We start from the raw sequence: 24,270 nt of genomic DNA, 5'->3' as shown, positions 1-24,270 counted from the left end.
CGTCCGGTGATCCGGTGGGGCCGCGACCGACGCCCCGGGTCCGGGTCGTTCCGGGCCGTACTGACGGGGTCGCCGAGAGGGAATACTCCCCTTCGCGACTCCGACCCTACCGAAGGCCGGCACCGAGTGGGCACCCGTAAGCTGGGAACATGGCGAGTAGTTGGTCCCTGTCCTCCCGGCTCCGTGGTCTGTTCCAGCGGAAGACCATCGACGAGACGACGTGGGAGGACCTGGAGACGGCGCTGATCGGCGCGGACTTCGGCCCCGACATCTCCGAGGAGATCATCGAGGACCTCCGTGCGCGCGTCGCCCGGTACGACACGACGGACCCCGCCGACCTCAACCGCATGCTGCGCGAGGTGCTCGAGGAGCGGCTGTCGAAGCTCGACACGACGCTCAAGCTGAGCAACCGTCCCGCCGTGGTCCTCGTCGTCGGCGTCAACGGCGTCGGCAAGACCACCACCATCGGGAAGTTCGCGAAGTTCCTCCGCACCTACGACCGCACGGTCCTGGTCGGCGCGGCGGACACGTTCCGCGCCGCGGCCGTCGAGCAGGTCGCGACGTGGGCGCAGCGTGCCGGCGTCGACGTCGTCCGCCCCGCACAGCCCGGGCAGGACCCGGCGTCGGTGGCGTACCAGACCGTCGAGCGTGCGATCCGCGAGGGCACGGAGATCGTCGTCATCGACACCGCCGGCCGGCTGCACACGAAGGCCGGGCTGATGGACGAGCTCGGCAAGATCAAGCGCGTCGTCGAGAAGCAGACCGAGATCGCCGAGGTCCTGCTCGTGCTCGACGCGACGACCGGGCAGAACGGGCTCGCGCAGGCGCAGGCCTTCATCGAGGGCGCCGGGGTCACGGGACTCGTCATCACGAAGCTCGACGGGTCGGCCAAGGCAGGGTTCGTGCTCAGCGTGCAGGAGAAGACGGGCATCCCGATCAAGCTCATCGGCCAGGGCGAGGGCATCAACGACCTGACCGGCTTCACGCCGCACGTCTTCGTGCAGAACCTGGTCGGGTGAGTCCCGTCCTCCGCCGGCTGACCGACCGCGCTCCCGGCGGCGTCTCCGTCCTCGAGCTCGTGGTGATGTGCTGCGTCGCCGTCGCGCTCACGTTCGGGAGCCTGTTCCACAAGCTGCAGTGCGCGGCGGACGGGTTGGACCTGGCGTACGTGACGGGGCACGCGTGCCTCGGCGACACCCTCAGCCTGTGGGGGATCCGCGACCTCGGGTCGCACGTGTTCCCCTACGTCGGGGAGCTCACCGACCGCGGTCTGCCGCCCGGCACCCTCGAGTACCCGACGCTGACCGGCCTCTGGGCCTGGCTGTCGGCACTGCCCGTCGACTCGCTGCGCGGGTTCCTCGTCGTCACGGCGATCACCTTCGTGCCCGTGGTGGTCCTGGTCACCGTGTTCCTGGCCCGCGTCGCCGGACGCCGCGCCTGGGTCTTCGCCGCGACTCCGCCGCTGTTCCTCTACGCGCTCTACAACTGGGATCTGCTCACCGTGCTCTGCACCGCTGCCGGCCTGTTCGCCGCGGTGCGGTGGCCGGCCGGACGCGCACCCGTCTGGCGAGCGGTCGTCGTCGGGGCGCTGTTCGGCCTCGGCGGGGCCTTCAAGCTCTACCCGCTCGCGTTCGTCGCACCGTTCGTCCTCGCCTTCCTGGTCGACGCCGGTGTGGCGTGGCCGGACCGGTTCCGTCGCGCGGCCGCTGCCGTGGCGGGTGCCGTCGGCGTGGTGCTCGCGGCCAACCTGCCGTTCGTGGTCGTCAACGCCACGTCGTGGTTCTCCGTCATCCGGTTCCAGGGCACCCGGGCCATCGACCCGAGCACGATGTCGGTCTGGTACTGGGGCCTGCAGCCGTGGTCGGCGAACCCCGACCCGGGCGTGCAGCACAAGCTGAACCTGCTCTCCACCGGAGCGACCGCGGTCGCCGTGCTGGCCGTCCTGGTCGTCGGGCTCCTCATCGGGCTCCGCCGCGGTCGGATGCCGTGGATCGAGACGAGTGCGGCCCTGCTCTGCGCCTACCTGGTCGCGAACAAGGTCGATTCGCTGCAGTACGTCCTGTGGCTCACCCCGTTCTTCGCGGTCGTGCGCATCCGCCTGTGGTGGGTCGTCGCGTACATGACGGCGAACCTGCTGCTCTTCGTCGGCTGGTTCCACAGCTTCGCGCTGAAGGCGGTCGGCATGACGGCGCGGAGCTGGGCGGACGAGGCGCAGTCGATCGGCATCTGGGGACAGATCATCCTGCTGCCGATCCTGGCGGTCGTCTTCCTCCGCAGTCGTGCCGTGGACAGTGACGTCGCGCAGGGTGTCGATGTCGACGTCGACCGGCGCGCGCAGCAGCCCGCTGACGTGTACCGTCCGGCTGGTACCTGACCGACCGGAAGAGGACATCTCATGCCCGCACTGCTCATCATCGCGATCATCGTCGGCGTCGTCCTGCTGATCACCGGCATCGTCAGCGCCGCGCTCAAGGCCCTGCTCTTCATCGGGCTGGTGCTCATCGTGCTCGCCGTCGTGGGGTGGATCCTCCGGCGCGTGCGCGGAGGCGGTTCGCGCGTCTGACGTCGCGACTCCACGGCCACTGGCGCGTCCCGTTCGGCGGGGACGCGCCAGTCGTCGTTCCGGTCGCGCTGTCGAGGTGACGGACGGCCCGGACCGGTGGGAGGCCTACCGGCCGGCCGCTGCCGGTGGTGCCCGCCGGTCCGGGAGTCAGACCGACTGTCGACCTGCCGGCGCCTCGAGCAGGTGCGCCAGGTGCGCCGGCACCGTCCCACCGCGAGCGACCGTCGCCCGGGCCCAGAGGCGTCCGGCCCGGTAGGACGACCGCACGAGCGGTCCGGCGAGGACCCCGGCGAACCCCATGCCCTCGGCGAGCTCGCGGAGCTCGACGAACTCCTCCGGCCGCACCCACCGTGCGACGGGCAGGTGCCGCGGCGAGGGGCGGAGGTACTGCGTCAGCGTGATGATGTCCGTCCCCGCGTCGCGGAGCTGCTGCAGGGCGTCCTCGACCTCGTGCCGTTCCTCGCCCATGCCGAGGATGAGGTTCGACTTCGTCACGAGACCGGCGTCCCGCCCCTGCGTGATGACGTCGAGGGAGCGGTCGTAGCGGAACGCCGGGCGGATGCGCTTGAAGATGCGCGGGACGGTCTCGACGTTGTGGGCGAAGACCTCGGGCCGGGCGTCGAACAACGCACCGAGCTGGTCCGGTCGGCCGGAGAAGTCCGGCACGAGGATCTCGACGCCGGTGCCGGGGGAGTGCTCGTGGACGGCACGGATCGTCTCGGCGTAGAGCCACGAGCCGCCGTCGTCGAGGTCGTCCCGCGCGACGCCGGTGACCGTCGCGTACCGCAGCTGCATGGCAGCGACCGAGTCCGCGACGCGCCGCGGCTCGTCCCGGTCGAGGGGCTCCGGCCTGCCGGTGTCGATCTGGCAGAAGTCACAGCGGCGGGTGCACTGCGAGCCGCCGATGAGGAACGTGGCCTCGCGGTCCTCCCAGCACTCGAACACGTTCGGGCAGCCGGCCTCCTGGCAGACCGTGTGGAGGCGCTGGTCACGCACCAGGTCGGTCAGTTCCCGGTACGCCGGGCCCTGCGTGGCGCGGGTCTTGATCCACTCGGGCTTCGCCTCGATCGGGGTCTCGGCGTTGCGTGCCTCGACGCGGAGCATCCGCCGGCCTTCCGGGGCGAGGGTCATGCTGCGGTCTCCTGTCGATCGGCGGCGGCCGGGAGGCCCGACCCGCTTCCGGCGTGCATGGTCGCCTCGTCCCGCGGCCGGCTCGGGGCGCCTCCGCGTACCGCGGCCACGGCATCGAGGACGCCGGCGGCCACCACCTCGACGACGTCGTCCACGGAGACCGGTCGTCCGGCGGCGAGGCTCAACGTCGTCACGCCGGCGTCGGCGATGCCGCACGGCACGATCGCCTCGAAAGCCGTCAGGGGGTTCGAGCAGTTGAGCGCGATGCCGTGGCTCGAGACCCCCTGGGACACGTGCAGTCCGACCGCACCGACCTTCGCCGCCGTCGGCCCGGTCCCGACCCAGGCTCCGCTCCACCCCGGCACCCGCTCGGCGGGAACGCCGACGGCCGCCGCCGCGTCGATGAGCACCTGCTCGAGCGACCGGACCCACGCGACGACGTCGAGCGGCTCGCCGAGCCGGACGATCGGGTACGCGACCAGCTGTCCCGGGCCGTGCCAGGTGATCCGGCCACCGCGGTCGACGTCGACCACCGGAGAGCCGTCCGTCGGCAGGTCAGCGGGCTCGGTCCGTCGCCCGGCGGTGTAGACGGACGGGTGCTCGCAGAGGACGAGGACACCCGGGGAACGCCCGGCGACGACGTCGGTGTGCAGCGACCGCTGCAGCGCGAGCCCCTCGGCGTAGGGCAGGAGTCCCGGCCGACGGACCACCTCGATGTCGGTCATGGGCCGAGGGTACCGAGTAGTTGGACTGCGTACAAGAACCCGGTCGCGGACGGAGCGGTTCGGCACTGGCGCTCTGCTGCGGTCTCACGACCAGCGGCGCACCTCCGCTCAGAAGGAGTCCTCCGCGATCTGGCGAGCCTCCGTCGACCGCGCTTCGCTGCCTGAACAGGATCGCGGCTCCTGCGCCTTGTCATACTCTGACGAGAAGAGTATCCTTGCCACATGAGCACGCCGGAGATGCGCGAACCGACCCTGCTCGTGCTGACCTCCCTCGCCGGAGGGCGCAAGCACGGGTACGGGCTCATCGGTGACGCCGCCGAGTTGTCCGAGGGGCGGGTGCGACTCAAGGTCGGCACGCTCTACGCCGTGCTCGACCGGCTCCTCGACCAGGGCCTGGTCGCCGAGGCGGGCGAAGAGGTCGTCGACGGACGACTCCGTCGCTACTTCGAACTCACCGACACCGGCGCCGACGCACTCGACGCCGAGGTCCGCCGCATCGAGGCCAACGCCGCCGCTGCACGCGCGCGGCTCACCGCGTGGCGGCCGGCTCCGGCCACACGCAGCATCCACATCCGACTGGGGGGAGTGTCGTGACGAACACGAGGCTGGGACAGGGCCCGAGCCTGGAACGCGAATACGGACGGGCGCTCGGGTGGTACCCGTCCCGGTGGCGGCGGACGCACGGGTCGGCGATGCTCGGCACCCTGCTCGACGTCGCCGAGGGGGAGGGCCGCGACCGACCGGCGCACGGAGAACTCGCGGACTTGCGGTGGCAGGGCCTCCGCGAACGCGTCAACGCCGTCGTGCCGGCCGACGTCCGGGCGCTCGCCGCGTCGATCGGCACCGGCTCCGCGGCCGGCTTCGCCCTGGTCTACCTGCTCGCGGTGTCCTGGGTGCCGTGGGGGCCACCGGCGGGGACGGCCTGGCCTGAGCTGCCGTGGTTCGGCCCGTTCCGCAACCCCGGGGTGCTCTTCGCGGTCCCGGTGCTGATGGGAGCGCTCGCCGCCCTCGTCCGGCAGCGGATCCTCGCTCACGTGTCCGCGGTGATCGCCGTGCTCGGCGTCGTCGTCGCACGGATCACCGTGCAAGCGACCGAGAACTGGAACGGACCGGGGACGACCACGCTCGTGACGGTGGCGGCGCTCGTCGTGGTCGCGAACGTCGGCGATCCACGGGACCGTCGAGCGCTCGGCGTCGCGTTCGCGGTCGTCACCGTCGGGCTGGCGCTCTTCGCCGGCCTGCAGCTGCCGACCGGTCACCCGTTCGAGTCGACGCTCTTCACGGACGGCGCGTGGTGGGGCGCCGCGGTGACGCCGGCGCTCCTCGGCGGCACCGGGGTCCTGGTCCTCGTGACGGTGGTCGGACTGGTCCGTCGTCGCCGGACGGACATCGCGGCAGCGCTCGCCGTGGCCTGGATGCCGTGGGCGCTCGCAGGGACCATCACGCTCCGGTACTTCGCCTCCGAGGACGTCGCCTCGCTCCTCATGGCGGTCGGGTCGACCGCGATGGCGCTCGTCGCCCTGGTGGTCGCCCGCCGGGTCCCCGAGCGGTTCCGGCGCGAGCGGGCGTGAACGGCGCCGGCGGTGCGGGCCCGCGCAGCGCCTCCCGGGCCGACGACCGCGGACGGTAGGATGGTCGGATCATGGCGCAATTCGGTTCACTCTCCGATCGGCTCACCGAGACCTTCCGCAACCTGCGGAGCAAGGGACGGCTGACCCCGTCCGACGTGGACGGCACCGTCCGCGAGATCCGGCGGGCCTTGCTCGACGCGGACGTCGCGCTCGAGGTGGTGAAGTCGTTCACCGCCGCCGTGCGTGAACGTGCGCTCTCGGACGAGGTCAACAAGGCCCTCAACCCGGCGCAGCAGGTCGTCCAGATCGTCAACGAAGAACTCGTGGGCATCCTCGGCGGGCAGCAGCGCCGCCTCGAGTTCGCCAAGCGACCCCCGACGGTCATCATGCTCGCGGGTCTGCAGGGCGCGGGCAAGACGACCCTCGCGGGCAAGCTCGGCAAGTGGCTCAAGAAGGACGGCCACACCCCGATGCTCGTCGCGGCGGACCTCCAGCGTCCGAACGCCGTGCAGCAGCTGCAGGTCGTCGGTGAGCAGGCCGGCGTGCACGTCTTCGCGCCCGAGCCCGGCAACGGCGTCGGCGACCCGGTCAAGGTCGCCAAGAACGCGATCAAGGCGGCCGTCGACCAGCAGTACGACACCGTCATCGTCGACACCGCCGGTCGACTCGGTGTCGACGCCGAGCTCATGAAGCAGGCGGCGAACATCCGCAAGGCGGTCGACCCGGACGAGGTCCTGTTCGTCATCGACGCGATGATCGGTCAGGACGCGGTGAACACCGCCCGTGCCTTCCAGGAGGGCGTCGACTTCACCGGCGTCGTGCTGTCGAAGCTCGACGGCGATGCCCGCGGTGGTGCGGCGCTGTCGGTCGCGTCGGTCACGGGCCGGCCGATCATGTTCGCCTCGACGGGTGAGGGGCTCGACGACTTCGAGCCGTTCCACCCGGACCGCATGGCGAGCCGCATCCTCGACCTCGGCGACATCCTGTCCCTCATCGAGCAGGCGCAGGGTGCGTTCGACGAGGAAGAGGCGCGCAAGGTAGCGGACAAGATCGCGTCCGACAACTTCACGCTGAACGACTTCCTGCAGCAGATGCAGCAGCTGCGCAAGGCCGGCTCGATCAAGGGCATGCTCGGCATGCTCCCGGGTGCGAAGGGCATGCGCGAGGCGCTCGACAACTTCGACGAGCGGGAGATCATCCGCACCGAGGCGATCATCCAGTCGATGACGCCGCAGGAACGCGAACTGCCGAAGCTCCTGAACGGTTCCCGTCGTCTCCGCATCGCGCGCGGTGCCGGCTCGACCGTGACCGAGGTGAACGCCCTCGTCAACCGGTTCGAGCAGGCCGCGAAGATGATGAAGACCGTGGCGCGCGGCGGTGTGCCGCAGATGCCGGGCATGGGACCGATCCCGGGTATGCACGGCGGCAAGAAGCAGCAGCCGCAGACCAAGAAGAAGAAGGTCGGCAACCCGGCCAAGCGCGCGGCGCTCGCGGCGGGCGCCCCGGCCACCCCGCAGCAGGCACCGTCCGGCGCCGGACTCGGGCTGGGCATGGGCAAGGGCGGCAAGGCACCCAGCGAGGAGGAGCTCGCCTCGCTCCAGAAGTTCCTCGGTCGCTGACCACGACCAGGGGTCGCGCACGCGACCACCAACACGACGGGAGGCCCGTCACCGGCTGGTGACGGGCCTCCCGTCGTGCGTCCGGCGGGTGTCAGAGCGAGTCGCGCAGCTCCGCGACGAGGTGCCGGACCACGGCGCGCAGGTCCCCGCTGTTCTCCTGCGCCACCGCGAGTTGCCGCTGGTACGACGCGCCGCGCTCGATCATCGTGTCGAGGTGGTGCAGCTCCTGCTGGCAACCGAGCCGCTCGGCGACCGGGTCGAGCCGGGTGACGAGGTCGTGCACCTCGTCGGTCACGAGCCGTTCGTCGCCGGCGACGTTCGTGATGATCTCGGCCTCCATGCCGTACCGGGCAGCGCGCCACTTGTTCTCGCGGACGAACCAGGGCTGCATCGCCTGGAGGGTCTCGCCGGCGTCGAGCCGGTCGGAGCTCTCGGTCACCAGGCACTGCACGAGGGCGGTGACGGCGCCGACCTCGTCGAGCGTGGAGATCCCGTCGGACACGCGGTTCTCCAGCGTGCCCCAGCCCGGCGACGGTCGGATGTCCCAGCGCAGGTCCTTCACGCCGTCGATCACGCCGGTGTGCACGAGGTCCCCGACGACCTCCTCGAAGTTCGCCCATGCCCCGAGCTGGGGCGGGAGTCCGCCGGTCGGGAGCTGCTGGAACATCAGGGCCCGGTTCGACGCGTAGCCGGTGTCGGTGCCGCCCCAGAACGGACTCGACGCGGTGAACGCCTGCAGGTGCGGGACGAAGCCGAGCATCGCGTTCATGATCGGGACGGCCTTGTCCCGGTCGTCGATGCCGACGTGCACATGGACGCCCCAGATGAGCATCTGCCGTCCCCACCAGCGGGTCCGGTCGATGAGTTCCGCGTAGTGCTCGCTGTCCGGGGTGATCTCCTGCTGGTCCCACTGGGCGAACGGGTGTGTGCCGGAACACATCACGTCGGCGTCGAGGGGAGTCGCGGCGTCGATGACCTCGCCGATGATGCCGGAGAGTTCCCGCGTCGCCCCGCCGACCGAACGGTGGACGCCGGTGACGACCTCGACCGTGTTCGTCAGGAGCTCCTCCGTCACCCGGTCCGCATCGCCCAGGCGCTCCCGCACGGCTGCGAGCACAGCCGGTGCCCGGGGAGCGAGGTCACCCGTCGCGCGGTCGACGAGGGGCAGCTCCCACTCGACGCCGATCGTCGACGGGGCTGATTCGGTGAACCGGATGTCCATGGGGCCATCCTGCCCGTCCACCTGACGGATCGGCGGGGAGCGCGGCGTGTCCGCCCTGACGAGCACCCGCACGGGTCGCCTAGTCTTCCTTGCGTGACCGCTGTCGTTCCGCCCGCCGCCACCGTGCCCGTCGACCTCCGCACGGTCGGCTCGCCCTGGACACTGGGTCCGCTGCACCTGCCGAACCGGGTGGTGATGGGGTCGATGCACACCGGGCTCGAGGTGCTCGACGACCGTGGGGTCGCGATGGCGGCGTTCTACCGGGAACGAGCGGCCGGGGGAGCGGCCTGCATCATCACCGGCGGCATCGCCGTGAGCGACGAGGCGCGGGGCGGTCCGGACTTCGCGGTCTTCGGCGTCGGCGGGGCCGACGAGCGCTTCCGCACGGCGGTCGACGCGGTGCACGACGCGGGCGGGACGGTCCTCGCGCAGCTCTTCCACGCCGGTCGGTACGCCCTGGTCGGCGGGCTGCAGGACCGACACGGCCGACCCCAGCGCGCGGTCGCTCCGTCTGCGCTGCCCTGGGCTGCCGCGCGCGGGGTGGTGCCTGAGGAACTGACCGCGGACGAGGTCCGGCGCACGGTCGAGGACTTCGCCGCCGCGGCGCGGACCGCCGCTGCGATCGGCTTCGACGGCGTCGAGATCATGGCGTCCGAGGGGTACCTGGTCAACCAGTTCCAGTCGCCGCTGACGAACCTGCGCGACGACGAGTGGGGTGGGACCCCCGAGAAGCGCCGTCGGTTCGCGGTGGAGGTCGTGCGTGCGGTCCGCACCGCGGTCCCGGACCTGGCCGTCACGATCCGCCTGTCCGGAGCCGACCTCATGCCCGGCTCGTCGTCCGATGCCGACGTCGACGCGCTCGTGCTCGAACTGCTGCCGCTCGGGCTCGACGCGATCTCGGTCGGCATCGGGTGGCACGAGTCCCGGACGCCGACGATCCAGGCCGCGGTGCCGCACGGCGCGTGGATCGAGCAGGCCGCCCGGATCGCCGACGTCGTCCGCGCCTCCGACCACCCGCACGTCCGGGTCATCGCCTCGAACCGGATGACGGACCTCCGTGACGCCGAGGCCGTGCTGGCCGACCGACGGATCGACGCGGTGGCGCTCGCCCGACCGTTCCTGGCCGACGCGCAGCTCGTGGAACGGTCCCTGGCCGGCCGGCCCGACCTCGTGAACACCTGCATCGGCTGCAACCAGGCGTGCCTCGACCGGTCCGTGGTCGGCGCACCGGTGTCGTGCCTCGTCAACCCACGCGCAGCCCGGGAGCTGCAGTTCCCCCTCCGACCCAGCTCGGAGCCGAAGCGCGTGGACGTCGTGGGCGGGGGACCGGCGGGACTCGCCGCAGCGGTCGACGCCGCCCGCCGTGGTCACGACGTCCGGCTGTGGGAGGCGTCGGACGTCCTGGGCGGACAGTTCGGACTCGCCGCGGTGATCCCCGGCAAGGAGGACTACGCCGGTCCGGTGCAGGCCGCACGCGCGGAACTCGCGGAGCGCGGCGCCACCGTGCACCTCGGGCGGGCGGCGACCGTCGACGACCTGACGGGCAGCGACGCGGTGGTGCTCGCATCCGGTGTCGTGCCCCGGGAGGTTGCCCTGCCCGGCGCCGACCTGCCGCACGTGCTCACCTACGAGCAGGCGCTCCGCGAGGGCGTGCCCGAGGGCAGCGTCGCGGTCATCGGCGGCGGCGGGATCGGCGTCGACACCGCCGCCTTCCTCACCGAGTCATCCGACGAGGCGGTCCGCGCCGTCGAGTTCGCCGCCCGCTGGGACGTCCCGGTCTCCACGGAACTGGTCGGTGACCTGCCACAGCGCCAGCCGACCGTGCACCGGACGGTCCGCCCGGGCCACCTGGTCACGGTGCTCCGGCGGAACGGGAAGTTCGGCCAGGGCGTGGGGCTCACCTCGCGGTGGGTGGCGCTCGGTCGGCTCCGCGACGCCGGCGTCCGGATGGTCGGTGACGTGCAGGAGTACCTCCGCATCGAACCGGGCGCGCTCTGGATCCGCGACGGGTCCGGCACGGAGGTCGCCGTCCCGGCGGACGTCGTCGTGCTCTGTGCCGGCCAGGAGGCGCGGGACGACCTGGTCGCGGGCCTCCGGTCCGCCGACGTGCCGTTCGCGGTGGTGGGCGGTGCCCGGGACGCCCGCGCGGTCGACGCCGTGCGCGCCACGAGTGAGGCCCTGGAGACGGTCCGCGCGTTGGCGCCGTGACCGCCCGGATCGAGTGCCCGGGGCGCGCCGCGCGTCGTGGCTCGCTTCCCGCTCGGGAATCTGCAAGAATGAACGGTCGAATCGTGTCCGCTCGACCCTCTATCCAGCGGATCGCGAGTCTCTCAGAGCTTCCACCGTGTGTGCCCCCACGCCCGCGGTTCCGGTTCAACCACAACACGTACGCAACAGGAGTCATTGTGGCTGTCAAGATCCGTCTCAAGCGCCTCGGCAAGATCCGAGCGCCGTACTACCGCATCGTCGTCGCCGACTCGCGCACCAAGCGCGACGGTCGTGTGATCGAGGAGATCGGCAAGTACCACCCCACCGAGGAGCCCTCGTTCATCGAGGTCCAGTCCGAGCGTGCGCAGTACTGGCTCGGCGTCGGCGCGCAGCCGACCGAGCAGGTCGCCGCGCTCCTCAAGCTGACCGGTGACTGGGCCAAGTTCAAGGGCGAGAAGGACACCGAGTCCAAGGTCAAGGTCCGCGAGCCGAAGCCGGCCTTCACGGTCGACAGCTCGAAGAAGGCCGTCCTCAAGCCCAAGTCGGAGAAGACGGCCCCGGCCGCTCCGGCAGCGGACGAGTCCTCCGACGAGACGACCGAGGCGTAGTCCTTGCTCGAATCCGCGCTGACGCACCTCGTCAAGGGGATCGTCGATCACCCTGACGACGTGCGCGTCGCCAGCTCCACCTCCGCGCGGGGCGAGGTCCTCGAGGTGCGTGTGCACCCCGAGGACCTCGGCCGCGTGATCGGTCGCGCCGGACGCACCGCGAAGGCGCTCCGCACGCTCGTCACGGCCCTGGCCGACGGCAAGCGCGTGCGGGTCGACGTGGTGGACAGCGATTCCTAGGGAGACGACCCAGCTCCGGGTGGGTCGCATCACGAAGGCGCACGGGCTCAAGGGCGGCATCAAGCTCGAGCTCTACACCGACGACCCGGATCGTCGGTTCACGCCGGGAGCGGTCTTCACGCTCCAGGTCCCCGACGACTCCCCGTGGTCGGGCAAGACCATCGCGCTCGACGAACTCCGCTGGTACAACGGCCACCCCGTCGCGTTCTTCGCGGGCGTCGCCGACCGGAGCGCCGCCGAGACCCTCGCGCGGGCGATCCTCTGGGTCGAGCAGGACACCGACGAGGACACCGGTGAGGACGACGCCTGGTACGACCACCAGCTGGTCGGCCTGAAGGTCCTCCGCGACGGCGTCGAGGTCGGCACCGTCGCACGGGTCGACCACCTGCCGGCACAGGACCTGCTCGCGGTCGACACGCCCGATCGCGGCGAGGTCCTCGTGCCGTTCGTCGCGGCGATCGTGCCCGCGGTCGACCTCGACGCCGGCACCGTCACGGTCACCCCGCCGACCGGTCTGTTCGAGGACCCGGAGGACACCAGCCGTCCCGAGACGGTGACCCCACCGGCGACCTCCCGGGCCGCCGACACCGAGGACTGACCGTGCGGATCGACATCGTCACGATCTTCCCGGAGTTCTTCGGGGTGCTCGACGTCTCCCTGCTCGGCAAGGCCCGGCAGGGCGGCCTGCTCGACCTGCACGTGCACGACCTCCGCTCGTGGACGACCGACCGGCACCGCACGGTCGACGACACCCCGTACGGCGGCGGCGCCGGCATGGTGATGAAGCCGGAACCGTGGGCCCAGGCCCTCGACGCCCTGCTCCGCCCTGACGGCTCGTCGACGCTCGTCGTGCCGACGCCCGCGGGGACGCCCTTCCGGCAGACCATCGCCCGGTCCCTCGCCGAGCACGAGCACCTCGTGTTCGCCTGCGGACGGTACGAGGGTATCGACGCCCGCGTGTTCGAGTGGGCCGCGGCGCGCAGCACGGTCGTCGAGCTCTCCCTCGGTGACTACGTGTTGAACGGCGGCGAGGTCGCGGCGATGGCCGTGATCGAGGCCGTCGGACGGCTGGTCCCGGGTGTCGTCGGCAACCCCGAGTCACTCGTCGAGGAGTCCCACGAGGACGGCCTGCTCGAGTACCCCTCCTACACGAAGCCGGCGTCGTGGCGCGGCCTCGACGTGCCGGACGTGCTGCTCAGCGGGCACCACGCGCGCGTCGCCTCCTGGCGCCACGAGCAGCAGGTGGAGCGGACGCGGCGCGTCCGTCCGGACCTGCTGCCGGACTGAGCGGGTCGACGCGACCCCTCGACGGACGGGAGGCCCGACACCAGCTGGTGTCGGGCCTCCCGTCCGTTCGTCGGTGCTGCCGCCTCAGGCGCCGCGCTGCGCGCGCCGGAGGGTGAGGACCTCCGGGCCCTGTTCCGTGACGGCGACCGTGTGCTCGACGTGCGCGGCCCGTGACCCGTCGACACTGCGGAGCGTCCAGCCGTCCTCGTCCTGGACGAGCTCGTCCGTGCCCTGCATGAGCCAGGGCTCGATCGCGACGACGAGGCCCGGTCGCAGCTTCAGTCCGCGTCCCGGGCGGCCGTCGTTCGGGACGTGCGGGTCGCCGTGCATGGTGCGGCCGACGCCGTGCCCGCCGAACTGCAGGTTCACGTCGTACCCGGCGCCCCTGGCGACCGAGCCGATCGCGGCGGAGACGTCGCCGAGCTTGTTGCCCGGGGTCGCCTGCGCGATGCCGGCGGCGAGGCACCGTTCGACCGTGGTGATGAGACGCTGGTCCTCGTCCCGGGGTGTGCCCACCTGCACGGTGACGGCGGAGTCCGCGACCCACCCGCCGACGCTCGCGGCGAAGTCGAGGCTGACCAGGTCGCCGTCCTGCAGCACGCGGTCGTACGGCAGCCCGTGCAGGGCCGCGTCGTTCACCGACGTGCAGAGGTTCTTGCCGAACGGCGACTTCCCGAAGGACGGGTGGTAGTCGACGTAGCAGCTCTCGGCGCCACGGTCCGCGATCATCCGCGCGGCCACGCGGTCGAGGTCGAGCAGGTTCACCCCGACGTCGACCGTCTCCAGCAGGATGTCGAGGACGTCGGCGACGAAACGGCCGGCGACACGCAGTCCGTCGAGTTCGGCGGGGGTGCGGAGTTCGATCATGGGACCATCCTGCCGGTTGGCTGCGGTGGGGTTGTTGTGGCATGATGATCGATCGTGCCCTGGCTGGACTCTGCCACGGGGGAGTCGCCGACACCGGGCACGCATCTCGTACTTTCCGAATTCGATCCGCGGCGACCCGTGTGCGTCCGCAGGAAGTGACACCATCATGCAGCTGCTCGACCACGTGACCGCCGGTGCCCTGCGCACCGACCACCCGGACTTCCGCCCCGGCGACACCGTCAAGGTCCACGTCAACATCGTCGAAGGCACGCGTTCGCGTATCCAGGTGTTCCAGGGCGTCGTCATCGGCCGCCAGGGCCACGGCATCGGCGAGACCTTCACGGTCCGCAAGGTGAGCTTCCAGGTCGGCGTCGAGCGCATGTTCCCGGTGCACTCCCCGATCATCGACCACGTCGAGATCGTCACCCGCGGTGACGTCCGTCGCGCGAAGCTCTACTACCTCCGCGAACTCCGCGGCAAGGCGGCCCGCCGCAAGATCAAGGAGAAGCGCGACAACTGATCGCCTTCACAGCGACGCCCGGAACGCCGGGCCCGCTGCGAGCCCCTCGTCCATGTACGGTTGTGCATCGGCGGGGGGCTCGCCCGTTCCCGGAGCCGCTCGCGCTCCGGGGGCATGCGTCCCGGGCCCCCGGGGAACAGGTCGACGAGAGTGGAAATGACGGACACGACTGAGGGCGAGGCCCGTCGCCCGCGCAACACGAAGAAGCCGCGGAACGGGGTGCTGACCTTCCTGCGGGACCTCGTCATCATCTTCATCGCGGCACTCCTGGTGTCCTTCCTGGTGAAGACCTTCCTGATCCGCTCCTTCTACATCCCCTCGGCCTCGATGCAGAACACCCTGCAGATCAACGACCGCGTGATCGTCAACGAACTCGTGCCGGACACCGTCGCCCTCAAGCGCGGGGACGTCGTCGTCTTCAAGGACCCGGGCGGGTGGCTCGACGGCGAGCAGCTGCCGAACGTGACCCCGACGTCGCCCGTCGGTCAAGCGGCCGACTGGCTGCTCACGCAGGTCGGGCTCGGGACCGGGGACAGCGACGACCACCTCATCAAGCGGGTCATCGGGCTGCCGGGCGACACCGTCGCGTGCTGCAACGACCTCGGTCAGATGACGGTCAACGGGGTCCCGATCACGGAGCCGTACCTCAAGCTCCCGGCCGGCGACACCCGTGCCTCGTCGACCGACTTCTCCGTCACCGTGCCGAAGGGCACCATCTGGGTGATGGGCGACAACCGGAACGACTCGAAGGACTCCCGGTACAACGGGGACACCCCGTCGAAGGGGTTCGTCCCCCTCTCCGACGTCACGGGCCGGGCGTTCGTCATCTCCTGGCCGATGAGCCGGTGGACCTGGCTCGACGACCATCCCGAGGTCTTCGCCGGCGTGGAGGAGCGGGACGAGTGACCCCGGTCCGTCCGTCCCTGCGGCTGGAGAAGTCGCTCTTCGCCGCCGGCCGGGTCACCGTGATCGGTGTCGACGAGGTCGGCCGTGGTGCCATCGCCGGGCCGGTCGGCGTCGGTGTCGCGGCGGTGACGGTCGACGTCCGTCGCGTGCCGCAGGGGCTGGCCGACTCGAAGCTCCTGTCCCAGGCGCGGCGGACCGAGCTCGTGCCGACGGTCACCCGGTGGGCGCGCACCGCCGTCGGGATGGCGTCCGCCGAGATCGTCGACGAGCAGGGCATCGTCGCCGCACTGGGGCTGGCCGGGGCGCGGGCGATCACGACCCTCGTCGACGACGGGGTCTCGCTCGAGGGAGCGGTGGTGGTGCTCGACGGGTCGTTCGACTGGCTCTCGCGGGCCCTGCCGTCCGAGCACCGGCCACTGGACGTCCAGGTGCGGGTGAAGGCGGACCGTGACTGCGCCTCCGTGGCCGCGGCGTCCGTCGTCGCCAAGGTCGCTCGTGACGAGCTGATGATCGCTGCGCACGACGATGCGCCGCACTACGCGTGGGCGTCCAACAAGGGGTACGGCTCGACCGCGCACTACGACGCCATCCGAACGGTCGGGCCGCATGCGCTGCACAGGAAGACCTGGTTGCACGCCGCCTCCGCGGTCGCGCTCGACGGGTTCGAGGAACTCGACCGCGTCGCCGTAGACTGAGCGCGCGATGGATGACGAAGAATTCGACGACTACGACCGCGAGGTCGAACTTGCCCTGTACCGCGAGTACCGCGACGTCGTCGGGCAGTTCCGGTACGTGGTCGAGACCGAGCGCCGCTTCTACCTGGCGAACGAGGTCGAGCTGGTCCGTCGGGACACCGAGCACGACTTCTACTTCGAATTGACGATGAACGACGTGTGGGTCTGGGACGTCTACCGGTCCGACCGATTCGTGAAGTCCGTTCGCGTTCTCACGTTCAAGGACGTGAACGTCGAAGAACTCACCGCGCGGGAACTCGAACTCCCCAAGGAACTCGCTCTCGACGAGTAGGGGATCGCCGACGCATTCGGTCATTCCGGAAACTCCTGCGATACGCTGGACCGTATTCACGATCCTGAAGGAGTGAGAAATGGCGCAGAAGGTCACTGTCCAGCTCGTCGACGATCTCGACGATTCGCCGATCGCCGCTGGCGATGGCCGCACGGTCGAGTTCGCGTTCGACGGTTCGTCCTACGAGATCGACCTGTCCAACGACAACGTCGACAAGTTCCGGGACGCGATCTCGGACTACATCGCAGCAGCGCGCAAGACCGCCGGTCGTCGCACCGGGTCGACGGGCAAGCCCTCGTCGGCGCCGAAGCGCGGCAACTCCGAGGAACTCGGCAAGATCCGCGAATGGGCGAAGGAGAACGGCTACGAGGTCTCTTCTCGTGGTCGTATCTCGACGCAGGTGCAGGAAGCGTACGCAGCCGCACACTGATCATCCCGATCGGCGTCCGTCGCCGATCACAGCAAGGGCCGGACATTCCGTGAGGAATAGTCCGGCCTTTGTCGTTGTGCGGGACATCGGGCCAACCGTTCCTCCACAGGACGGTCTTTCCGCGCGTCCATCCACAGGACACCACGAGCCTTCTCCATTCGGTCCCGGCGTTCATCATCCTGACTCCATGACGAATCGAGCAGCGCCACGAGTTCCGACCGACTCGCGGAGAGCAACGGGGATGACCGGAGAACGCCACGCCGTGGAATGGCTCGAGCGGCACGGGTTCCGGATCATCGACCGGAACTGGCGATGCGCACGCGGCGAGATCGACATCGTCGCGCGGACCGGCGAGACCATCGTCTTCGTCGAGGTGAAGACCCGGACCGGCCAGGCCGCCGGTCATCCGCTCGAAGCCGTGACGCCGCAGAAGCTCGCCCGCATGCGTCGACTCGTCCCGGCCTGGTTCCACGCGAACCGCGAGGAGACGGCGCGCGCGATCCGGCTCGACTGCATCGCCGTCACGATCGTGGCGGACCACGTGGCGATCGAGCACGTCGAGGCGATCGGATGAGTGACATCGGACGGACGTCGGCCGTGGCGCTCGTGGGGGTGCGGGGGACCCTCGTCGAGGTCGAAGCGCACCTCACCAGTCAGCTGCCGACCTTCAGCATCATCGGGTTGCCGGACACGTCGCTCGGGGAAGCCCGGGAACGCGTCCGCTCGGCAGCGACCGTCGCCGACTGCCCGCTGCCGTCACGTCGCATCACGGTCAACCTCACACCGGCCAGCGTCCCCAAGCGCGGCTCCGGGTTCGACCTGGCCATCGCGATGGCGGTCCTCGCCGCCGCGGGGACGGCTCCCGGGGCCGACCGACGGACCGTCTACGTCGGAGAGCTCGGTCTCGACGGACGCGTCCGCCCCGTGTTGGGCATCATCCCGGTCGTGCTGGCGGCCCGCGAGGCCGGGATGGACCGCGTCGTCCTGCCGATCGGGAACCTCGCAGAGGCGCAGGCCGTCCCCGGGGTGACGCTCACCGGGGTGGACTCGCTCCGGTCCGCCGCGATCGACGCCGGTGCCGATCTCCCGGCCGGGTTCGTCGACCCGGTGCTCCTCCCGGTGCCGGTCGACGACACACCACCGCCGCTCGAGCTCGCCGACGTGGTCGGCAACGCCATCGGTGTCCGCGCGGTCGTCACCGCCGCCGCGGGCGGCCACCACGTCCTCCTGCTCGGGCCGCCGGGTTCGGGCAAGACCATGCTCGCCGAACGCCTGCCCGCGCTGCTGCCGGACCTCGATGGCGACGCGGCACTCGAGGTCGCCGCGGTCCGGTCGGTCGCAGGGCACGGCGTGCGCTCCTGGACACGGCGACCGCCGTGGGAAGCGCCGCACCACTCGGCGTCGGCGGCCGCCCTGATCGGCGGCGGGACGGGGCAGCTCCGGCCGGGAGCGGTGTCACGGGCGACACGCGGTGTGCTGTTCCTCGACGAAGCCACCGAGTTCCCCCGAGCGGTCCTGGACGCGCTCCGGCAACCCCTCGAAGCAGGGCGCATCACGGTGCACCGCGCCGGCGGATCAGCCGAGTTCCCCGCCCGGTGTCAGCTCGTGCTCGCCGCCAACCCCTGTCCGTGCGGGAACGCCGGGGGTGTCGATGGCCCGGCCTGCACGTGTCCGCCGAGCGCGGTCCGGCGGTACCTCGGTCGCCTGTCCGGGCCGCTGCTCGACCGCATCGACATCCGGGTCGCGGTCGCCCGGGTGACGACCGGGACGCTCCGCGCGAGTGACGGGACGGCCCCGACCACCGATGCGGCGAGGCGGATGATCGGCCAAGCCCGGGAGCGCATGCGGACTCGGCTCCGGGGGACCGGATGGACCACGAACGCCGACGTCACCGGGACGTGGCTGCGCGGTGACGGCCGCGCCGCACCGGGTGCCTCCGACGTCCTCGACCGAGCACTCGACCTCGGCACCCTGACGATGCGCGGCTGGGACCGGGTGATGCGACTGGCGTGGACGATCGCGGACCTCGACGGCGACGACCGACCCGACCGACGACACGTCGAGCGCGCGCTCGCGCTGCGGACGGCGCTGTGAGCACCGGGGGCAGGACTGCCCGGCGCAGGAGCGTCGACCGTGCCGCCGCGCTGTCACGACTCCGTGCCGCCGTCGTACGACCCGGCGAGCTGGGCACCGACGAACTCCTCGCCCGGGTCGCCTGGTCGACGGTCATCGAGCCGGGGGACGGCACGGCCGGCGAGCTGGTGGGACGGCTGGGCGCGGGCCGCTCGATCCGTGCCGTCCTGCAGGCGCTCGACGACGGGCCGGTGGCACTCGGGGAGATGCTCGTCGACACCGGAGGCGACTCGGCGGAGGACGACGTGCGCGACGAGCTCGCCCGGGCGGCCTCGGATGCGCTCGTGCCGGCACTCGAACGGTGGCGCCCACGGCTGCTCCGCCTCGACGTCGACGCCGTCCTGGGAGCAGCCTCCGCCGTGGGGTGCACGCTCCTCGTCCCGGGTGACGAGGACTGGCCGGCCGGGATCGACGACCTCGGTGTCCATGCTCCCCTCGTGCTGTGGCGTCGAGGAACGCGTCCGGTCGGTGGCCTCCCGGGCATCTCGGTCGTGGGGGCCCGGGCGAACACGGTCCTCGGAGCGGAGGCCGCGGCGGAGATCACGTCGGCCGCGGCGGACGCCGGGTGCCTCGTCGTCTCCGGGGGCGCGTACGGCATCGACGCGGTCGCGCACCGGGTGGCCCTCGCAGCAGGTACACCCACGGTCGCGGTGCTCGCCGGCGGTGTCGACCAGCTCTACCCGGCGGGGAACAGCATCATGCTCCGGAGCGTCGCCGACCACGGAGCCCTGCTCGCGGAGTGCCCGCCCGGCACCAGACCGTCCCGGTGGCGGTTCCTCGCCCGCAACCGGCTCATCGCTGCCCTGGGGTCGGTGTCGGTCATCGTGGAGGCGGGTGCGCGGTCGGGCGCACTCAACACGGCCCACCATGCCGGGCAACTCGGGCGACCGGTCTTCGCCGTGCCGGGGCCGTACTCGTCCTCGGCGTCGGCCGGCTGCCACCGGCTGATCGCCGATCGCCGTGCCGAGATCGTCGTGCACCCGGCGGATCCCGTCGACGCGGCCCTCCGCACCCGGTCCGGGGACCCGACGACGGACCCTGCGGTGCCGATCGCCGCCGCGCGCGTCGATCCCGAGGTGCTCCGTGCCGTCGATGCCCTGAGCCGCCGGAGACCGATCCCGCTCGACGAGGTCGCCGTCCGGTCCGGGCTGTCACCGGCGGACGCGACCGACGCTCTCGCGCTCGCCGAGCTGCAAGGGCTGGTGACGCGGGGGCCTGGCGGGTGGACGGCCGCATGACACCAGACGACGGGGGGAGCCGGCGGCGGAGCGGGAGGACGACCAGCGCGACGTCCGGAGCGGGACCGGGACCGCCGTCGTCCTCCGCAGTCTCGGGTGGGGGACGGGCCGCGCACCCGGCGGGGTGACGGGAGCGTGCTCGATGCCGGCCGTACCCTGACGAGGTGCACGACGACGAGGGACACCACCGCGGGAGTGACCGGCTCGACCGGGCCGTGTCGGCGTTCCTCGAGCACGGCCGACACGGGCGCGGCCTCAGTGAGCAGACCGTGCGGGCGTACCGCGCGGACCTCGACGACCTCACGGCGTTCGCGTCCGGGCGGGGGATCGACCGGACCGACGGCATCACGCTCGAGCTCCTGCGCGACTGGTTGTGGACGGCGAACGAGCGCGGTCTGGCCCGCTCGACGATCGCCCGTCGGAGCGCGTCGGTGCGCGCCTTCACCCGGTGGGCGAGCGAGTCCGGCGTGCTGCCGGTCGACCCCGGCGTGCGGCTCCGCGCGCCGAAGGGTGCCGCGCACCTGCCGCGCGTGGTCGCACAGGACCAGGTGCGGGAGATGCTCGACGGATTGAGCGCCCGCGCGGTCGGTGACGACCCCGCCGCCCTGCGCGACCTCGCCGTGGTCGAGCTGCTCTACGCCGCCGGCATCCGGGTGAGCGAACTCGTCGGACTGGACCTGACGGACCTCGACCGGGAGCGATTGACGGTCCGGGTGCTCGGCAAGGGCGGGAAGGAACGCGTCGTGCCGTTCGGGGTGCCGGCGCGGGACGCCCTGGAGGACTGGCTCGAGCGCGGCCGACCGGCGCTCGCCGCCGCCGGTACTCCGTCGACCGGCGCACCGCCCGCTCGGACGTCCGCGGCGGGCACCGCGCTGTTCCTCGGCGACCGCGGAGCGCGACTCGGCACCAGGAGCGCCTACCGCATCGTGGCGAGACTGCTCGAAGCGCTACCGGGGGACGGGCCGAGCGGCCCGCACACCTTCCGGCACACGGCGGCGACGCACCTGTTGGACGGGGGAGCGGACCTCCGCGCCGTGCAGGAGATGCTCGGGCACGCCAGCCTCGGCACGACGCAGATCTACACGCACGTCTCGTCCGCTCGGTTGCGCGAGGTGTACCGGACGGCGCACCCCCGCGCCTGACCCGTGCCCGCTCCGACGCCGGCGGCCAGCGCGTCCTCCGGCAGCAGGACCGGCCAGGCCGGTGCCGGCAGCAACGGGAGCGGATCGACGTAGCTGCCGTCGTCCCGAGCGCCGAGGTGCAGGCACGGCGTCACGGCAGAGCAGTGCCCGGACGCGACGACCCCGACCGGCGCCCCACGGTCGACACGGTCGCCCTTCCGGACGACCGGTCGCACGGGGTCGAGGGTGCTCACGAGCCCGTCTCCGTGGTCGATGGTCACGACCGGTCGACCTCCGACCGGGCCTGCGAACGTGACGGTCCCCGCGTCGGGGGCCGTCACGGTGGTGCCAGGGTCCGCGGCGACGTCCAGCCCACGGTGCCCGGGCCCGTACTCGGTCGCCGGGGGTTCCCACGGCCGCTGGACGACGTGACGTGCCGTCGGCCAGGACCACCGGGGCCGTCCCACCGTGGACCGGGCCGCGCCGGACGGGGCGGAGGCAGGTGCTGGCTCGACGAGGCCGGTCCGTCTCATCTGGCCGTCCTGGCCGACCGCGCCGACCGCGCCGACCGCGCCGACCGCGCCACCCGAGCCACCCGCGCCGATCTGGCCGCCCGCGCCGACGCCGTGGAATGCCGCCGCCCACCCCCGCTCGCCGGGCCGGTCGACCATCCCGGCGGCACGACCCGGGGCGGCGAGGTCGGCCACACCGACCCGACCCACCGGTCCGACCAGGCCGACCACGGCCACGGCCACGGATGCAGCCAGCCCCACCCGCAGGACGCCCGGCAGCGCCCTCCGAGTCCTCATCGCGGTCGCAGTCGCCGCGGACGCCGGGACCCGTGGCCACCCAGCCCGCCACTCAGCCCGCCACGGACACCGCCACGCACCCCGCCACCGACCCGGTGCCGGCCCCCGCTCGGCACGCCGCCCCGCCACGCCCGGCACCACGCTTCCCCGTCCGCTCCTCGTCGCGCTCGTCATGCCACCCAGGCTCGCCGTCCCGACCCGGCCCCGAGGCGGACCGGAGCCCTCCTGTGGACGGAGCCCCGGGCCTCCCGGCCAGTGGAGGAGCGGGCGCCGCACGGCGCCCGATGTGCTCAACCACCCGCGAAGGGGTACTGTCAGGGCCGCTCCGGACACCGCAACGCCGCTCGGACGGCGATCCAGCCGACCGCCGGGGCACCGTGCACCACCCGGCACGGCGGCGGGAACCCAGGAGCATCGTGTCGACCAGGACCAACGAGCACGGCGAGGACCGTGCGTTCAAGGGGAAGGTCACGCTGTTCGCCGTCGCGGCGGCGGTCGGTGGCTTCCTCTTCGGCTTCGACTCGTCCGTCATCAACGGGGCGGTCGACGCGATCAAGGGGGAGTTCGACCTCTCCGACGGCGCCAGCGGGTTCGCGGTCGCCTCCGCGCTCATCGGGTGTGCGTTCGGCGCGTACTTCGCGGGACGCCTCGCGGACCGGTTCGGTCGTACCCGGATCATGTTCTGGGCCGCGGTGCTGTTCTTCGTGTCCTCGATCGGGTCGGGGTTCGCCTTCGCCACGTGGGACTTCGTCATCTGGCGCCTCGTCGGCGGACTCGGCATCGGCACCGCATCGGTCATCGCACCCGCGTACATCTCCGAGGTCTCCCCGAAGGCGATCCGCGGGCGCCTCGCGTCCTTCCAGCAGCTCGCGATCACGCTCGGCATCTTCGCCGCCCTGCTCTCCGACCAGTTCTTCGCGGTCACGGCGGGCAGCGCGTCGGCGGACGTCTTCGGCCTGCCGGCTTGGCGCTGGATGTTCCTGGTCGGTGTCGTCCCGTCGATCGTCTACGGCATCCTCGCGATCACGCTGCCGGAGTCGCCCCGGTACCTGCTCACCAAGGGCCGGAAGGACGACGCGCGTGAGGTCATGGGCAAGATCGTGCCCCGTGACACCGTGAACACGAGCCTGGAGGAGATCCAGGACGGCATCCAGAAGGAAGCGAACGAGAAGAAGGGCTCGATCCGCGGCAACCGCTTCGGCTTGCAGCCCATCGTCTGGGTCGGCATCATCCTCGCCGTCCTGCAGCAGTTCGTCGGCATCAACGTGATCTTCTACTACTCGACGACGCTGTGGCAGGCCGTCGGCTTCAAGGAGAGCGACTCGTTCCTCATCTCGACCATCACGTCGGTCGTGAACGTCCTGGTCACGTTCATCGCGATCTTCCTCGTCGACAAGGTCGGCCGGAAGCCGCTGCTCGTCGCGGGCTCCGCGGGCATGTTCGTCTCGCTGACGATGGTCGCCATCGCGTTCTCGCAGGCCCGCATCGTCGACGGTGAGCCTTCGCTGCCCGGCGCCTGGGGTGTCATCGCCCTCGTCTTCGCCAACCTGTTCGTCGTCTCCTTCGGTGCGACCTGGGGCCCGCTCATGTGGGTGCTGCTCGGCGAGATGTTCCCGAACCGCATCCGCGCCACCGCGCTCGGCATCGGCTCGGCGGCGAACTGGATCGCGAACTTCATCGTCACGATCTCGTTCCCGGTGCTGTCCGGTTTCAACCTGACGGTCACCTACGGCATCTACGCGCTCTTCGCGCTGCTGTCGCTGTTCTTCGTCATCGCGAAGATCCCCGAGACCAAGGGCCGCTCCCTCGAGGAGATGGGCATCTCGGCCGAGGGCGACACGGTCAGCGCCAAGGCCTGACGCTGCCGCCCACCCAGCCGGGAGGCCCGGATCGCGTGACCCTGCCGGGTCGCGTGATCCGGGCCTCCTTCCTCTGTTAGCATCTATCCAGCAGCGCGCTGGTCGCGCTGACTTCGCGTGTCCACCAGTGCCGGCCTCCGGCACGTCCCGCGGCCATCGGTCCTGCTCTCACGAGCGGGCGGTCACG

At 71.6% G+C, this 24,270-nt stretch carries 26 protein-coding genes; 21 read left to right on the top strand and 5 right to left on the bottom strand.

The features are described from left to right. Positions 1-149: 149 nt before the first annotated feature. From ftsY to DEI84_RS15730, 3 genes are read left to right on the top strand one after another with little or no spacing between them, the layout of a single operon-like run. Positions 150-1,019, top strand: a complete 870-nt coding sequence (ftsY, locus tag DEI84_RS11610; protein WP_110826137.1) for a signal recognition particle-docking protein FtsY — start codon at positions 150-152, stop codon at positions 1,017-1,019. Then, positions 1,016-2,374 carry a hypothetical protein gene (locus tag DEI84_RS11605; protein WP_110826138.1) on the top strand — a complete coding sequence of 453 codons (1,359 nt, stop codon included), beginning with the start codon at positions 1,016-1,018 and terminating at the stop codon, positions 2,372-2,374. Before ftsY ends, DEI84_RS11605 begins: the two co-directional genes overlap by 4 nt. A 21-nt stretch (positions 2,375-2,395) precedes the next feature. Next, the gene (locus DEI84_RS15730; protein ID WP_181419521.1) at positions 2,396-2,563 is read left to right on the top strand and encodes a hypothetical protein; all 168 of its coding nucleotides are present in this window, start codon (positions 2,396-2,398) and stop codon (positions 2,561-2,563) included. Positions 2,564-2,710: 147 nt separating this feature from the next. On the opposite strand, the gene lipA is transcribed toward DEI84_RS15730, so the two are convergent. Both lipA and lipB read right to left on the bottom strand, forming a co-directional pair. Beyond that, complete coding sequence (gene lipA, locus DEI84_RS11600; protein WP_181420435.1) at positions 2,711-3,694, bottom strand: lipoyl synthase; 984 nt, start codon at positions 3,692-3,694, stop codon at positions 2,711-2,713. Then, positions 3,691-4,419 carry a lipoyl(octanoyl) transferase LipB gene (gene lipB / locus DEI84_RS11595; protein WP_110890937.1) on the bottom strand — a complete coding sequence of 243 codons (729 nt, stop codon included), beginning with the start codon at positions 4,417-4,419 and terminating at the stop codon, positions 3,691-3,693. The genes lipA and lipB overlap by 4 nt, the downstream gene beginning before the upstream one ends. Positions 4,420-4,641: 222 nt before the next feature. On the opposite strand from lipB, the gene DEI84_RS11590 reads away from it, so the two are divergent. From DEI84_RS11590 to ffh, 3 genes are all read left to right on the top strand, one after another. Further along, positions 4,642-5,013, top strand: a complete 372-nt coding sequence (locus DEI84_RS11590) for a PadR family transcriptional regulator (protein WP_110890936.1) — start codon at positions 4,642-4,644, stop codon at positions 5,011-5,013. Then, positions 5,010-5,990, top strand: coding sequence for a hypothetical protein (locus tag DEI84_RS11585; RefSeq protein ID WP_146236357.1), 981 nt, complete (start codon positions 5,010-5,012; stop codon positions 5,988-5,990). Before DEI84_RS11590 ends, DEI84_RS11585 begins: the two co-directional genes overlap by 4 nt. Before the next feature lie 71 nt (positions 5,991-6,061). After that, positions 6,062-7,609: a signal recognition particle protein gene (gene ffh, locus DEI84_RS11580; RefSeq protein WP_110890934.1), complete on the top strand. Its 1,548-nt coding sequence runs from the start codon at positions 6,062-6,064 to the stop codon at positions 7,607-7,609. 91 nt (positions 7,610-7,700) lie between these two features. Here the strand turns inward: ffh and DEI84_RS11575 are convergent, their stop codons facing one another. Next, positions 7,701-8,831 carry a glutamate--cysteine ligase gene (locus DEI84_RS11575; protein ID WP_110890933.1) on the bottom strand — a complete coding sequence of 377 codons (1,131 nt, stop codon included), beginning with the start codon at positions 8,829-8,831 and terminating at the stop codon, positions 7,701-7,703. A gap of 93 nt (positions 8,832-8,924) precedes the next feature. Between DEI84_RS11575 and DEI84_RS11570 the strand changes: the two genes are divergently transcribed. The 5 genes from DEI84_RS11570 to trmD all read left to right on the top strand — a co-directional run bounded on the left by DEI84_RS11570 (position 8,925) and on the right by trmD (position 13,174). Then, positions 8,925-11,039, top strand: a complete 2,115-nt coding sequence (locus DEI84_RS11570; protein WP_258371770.1) for an FAD-dependent oxidoreductase — start codon at positions 8,925-8,927, stop codon at positions 11,037-11,039. A gap of 197 nt (positions 11,040-11,236) precedes the next feature. Next, entirely contained in the window at positions 11,237-11,647 is a 411-nt protein-coding gene (gene rpsP / locus DEI84_RS11565; protein ID WP_110826142.1) for a 30S ribosomal protein S16, read from the top strand. A gap of 3 nt (positions 11,648-11,650) precedes the next feature. Then, entirely contained in the window at positions 11,651-11,887 is a 237-nt protein-coding gene (locus tag DEI84_RS11560) for an RNA-binding protein (protein ID WP_110826143.1), read from the top strand. A 19-nt stretch (positions 11,888-11,906) separates the two neighbouring features. Then, positions 11,907-12,485 carry a ribosome maturation factor RimM gene (rimM, locus tag DEI84_RS11555; protein WP_181420434.1) on the top strand — a complete coding sequence of 193 codons (579 nt, stop codon included), beginning with the start codon at positions 11,907-11,909 and terminating at the stop codon, positions 12,483-12,485. Between the two features lie 2 nt (positions 12,486-12,487). Then, positions 12,488-13,174 (top strand): tRNA (guanosine(37)-N1)-methyltransferase TrmD, encoded by a 687-nt coding sequence (gene trmD, locus DEI84_RS11550; protein WP_110826145.1) that lies wholly within the window; start codon positions 12,488-12,490, stop codon positions 13,172-13,174. 84 nt (positions 13,175-13,258) lie between these two features. Here trmD and map read toward each other — a convergent pair whose 3' ends face one another. Continuing rightward, positions 13,259-14,041, bottom strand: coding sequence for a type I methionyl aminopeptidase (gene map, locus DEI84_RS11545; protein WP_110890931.1), 783 nt, complete (start codon positions 14,039-14,041; stop codon positions 13,259-13,261). A 166-nt stretch (positions 14,042-14,207) separates the two neighbouring features. Between map and rplS the strand changes: the two genes are divergently transcribed. The 9 genes from rplS to DEI84_RS11500 all read left to right on the top strand — a co-directional run bounded on the left by rplS (position 14,208) and on the right by DEI84_RS11500 (position 21,436). Next, positions 14,208-14,561, top strand: a complete 354-nt coding sequence (rplS, locus tag DEI84_RS11540) for a 50S ribosomal protein L19 (protein WP_110826147.1) — start codon at positions 14,208-14,210, stop codon at positions 14,559-14,561. Positions 14,562-14,717: 156 nt separating this feature from the next. After that, positions 14,718-15,467 carry a signal peptidase I gene (lepB, locus tag DEI84_RS11535; RefSeq protein ID WP_110890930.1) on the top strand — a complete coding sequence of 250 codons (750 nt, stop codon included), beginning with the start codon at positions 14,718-14,720 and terminating at the stop codon, positions 15,465-15,467. Beyond that, entirely contained in the window at positions 15,464-16,162 is a 699-nt protein-coding gene (locus DEI84_RS11530; RefSeq protein ID WP_110890929.1) for a ribonuclease HII, read from the top strand. The genes lepB and DEI84_RS11530 overlap by 4 nt, the downstream gene beginning before the upstream one ends. Before the next feature lie 7 nt (positions 16,163-16,169). Then, entirely contained in the window at positions 16,170-16,493 is a 324-nt protein-coding gene (locus DEI84_RS11525; protein ID WP_110826150.1) for a DUF2469 family protein, read from the top strand. 79 nt (positions 16,494-16,572) lie between these two features. Further along, entirely contained in the window at positions 16,573-16,923 is a 351-nt protein-coding gene (locus tag DEI84_RS11520; RefSeq protein ID WP_110826151.1) for an Lsr2 family protein, read from the top strand. Positions 16,924-17,110: 187 nt separating this feature from the next. Continuing rightward, positions 17,111-17,497 carry a YraN family protein gene (locus tag DEI84_RS11515; protein WP_110890928.1) on the top strand — a complete coding sequence of 129 codons (387 nt, stop codon included), beginning with the start codon at positions 17,111-17,113 and terminating at the stop codon, positions 17,495-17,497. Then, on the top strand, positions 17,494-19,017 hold the full coding sequence (locus DEI84_RS11510) for a YifB family Mg chelatase-like AAA ATPase (protein ID WP_110890927.1): 1,524 nt from the start codon (positions 17,494-17,496) through the stop codon (positions 19,015-19,017). Before DEI84_RS11515 ends, DEI84_RS11510 begins: the two co-directional genes overlap by 4 nt. Beyond that, positions 19,014-20,294, top strand: a complete 1,281-nt coding sequence (gene dprA, locus DEI84_RS11505) for a DNA-processing protein DprA (RefSeq protein ID WP_110890926.1) — start codon at positions 19,014-19,016, stop codon at positions 20,292-20,294. The genes DEI84_RS11510 and dprA overlap by 4 nt, the downstream gene beginning before the upstream one ends. A 164-nt stretch (positions 20,295-20,458) precedes the next feature. Beyond that, entirely contained in the window at positions 20,459-21,436 is a 978-nt protein-coding gene (locus tag DEI84_RS11500) for a tyrosine recombinase XerC (RefSeq protein ID WP_110826155.1), read from the top strand. Here the strand turns inward: DEI84_RS11500 and DEI84_RS11495 are convergent. Beyond that, positions 21,373-22,224, bottom strand: coding sequence for a murein hydrolase activator EnvC (locus DEI84_RS11495; RefSeq protein ID WP_181420433.1), 852 nt, complete (start codon positions 22,222-22,224; stop codon positions 21,373-21,375). The genes DEI84_RS11500 and DEI84_RS11495 overlap by 64 nt on opposite strands. A 416-nt stretch (positions 22,225-22,640) precedes the next feature. Here DEI84_RS11495 and DEI84_RS11490 point away from each other — a divergent pair, with 416 nt between their 5' ends. Continuing rightward, positions 22,641-24,083 (top strand): sugar porter family MFS transporter, encoded by a 1,443-nt coding sequence (locus tag DEI84_RS11490; protein ID WP_258371769.1) that lies wholly within the window; start codon positions 22,641-22,643, stop codon positions 24,081-24,083. The last annotated feature ends 187 nt before the right edge of the window (positions 24,084-24,270 follow it).

This window comes from Curtobacterium sp. MCBD17_023, from assembly GCF_003224415.1.
Taxonomy (GTDB): domain Bacteria; phylum Actinomycetota; class Actinomycetes; order Actinomycetales; family Microbacteriaceae; genus Curtobacterium.
Note: the sequence above shows the minus strand (reverse complement) of the source record. Positions and strands in the feature narration are given on the sequence as shown.

Bases quoted from the DNA above. Each gene is read 5' to 3' on its own strand.
- map (WP_110890931.1), bottom strand. From the start codon at position 14,041: ATGATCGAACTCCGCACCCCCGCCGAACTCGACGGACTGCGTGTCGCC.
- ftsY (WP_110826137.1), top strand. From the start codon at position 150: ATGGCGAGTAGTTGGTCCCTGTCCTCCCGGCTCCGTGGTCTGTTCCAG.
- DEI84_RS11525 (WP_110826150.1), top strand. From the start codon at position 16,170: ATGGATGACGAAGAATTCGACGACTACGACCGCGAGGTCGAACTTGCC.
- DEI84_RS11575 (WP_110890933.1), bottom strand. From the start codon at position 8,831: ATGGACATCCGGTTCACCGAATCAGCCCCGTCGACGATCGGCGTCGAG.
- lepB (WP_110890930.1), top strand. From the start codon at position 14,718: ATGACGGACACGACTGAGGGCGAGGCCCGTCGCCCGCGCAACACGAAG.
- DEI84_RS11590 (WP_110890936.1), top strand. From the start codon at position 4,642: ATGAGCACGCCGGAGATGCGCGAACCGACCCTGCTCGTGCTGACCTCC.
- DEI84_RS11495 (WP_181420433.1), bottom strand. From the start codon at position 22,224: ATGAGGACTCGGAGGGCGCTGCCGGGCGTCCTGCGGGTGGGGCTGGCT.
- DEI84_RS11510 (WP_110890927.1), top strand. From the start codon at position 17,494: ATGAGTGACATCGGACGGACGTCGGCCGTGGCGCTCGTGGGGGTGCGG.
- rplS (WP_110826147.1), top strand. From the start codon at position 14,208: ATGCAGCTGCTCGACCACGTGACCGCCGGTGCCCTGCGCACCGACCAC.
- lipB (WP_110890937.1), bottom strand. From the start codon at position 4,419: ATGACCGACATCGAGGTGGTCCGTCGGCCGGGACTCCTGCCCTACGCC.
- DEI84_RS11520 (WP_110826151.1), top strand. From the start codon at position 16,573: ATGGCGCAGAAGGTCACTGTCCAGCTCGTCGACGATCTCGACGATTCG.
- DEI84_RS15730 (WP_181419521.1), top strand. From the start codon at position 2,396: ATGCCCGCACTGCTCATCATCGCGATCATCGTCGGCGTCGTCCTGCTG.
- ffh (WP_110890934.1), top strand. From the start codon at position 6,062: ATGGCGCAATTCGGTTCACTCTCCGATCGGCTCACCGAGACCTTCCGC.
- lipA (WP_181420435.1), bottom strand. From the start codon at position 3,694: ATGACCCTCGCCCCGGAAGGCCGGCGGATGCTCCGCGTCGAGGCACGC.
- DEI84_RS11515 (WP_110890928.1), top strand. From the start codon at position 17,111: ATGACGAATCGAGCAGCGCCACGAGTTCCGACCGACTCGCGGAGAGCA.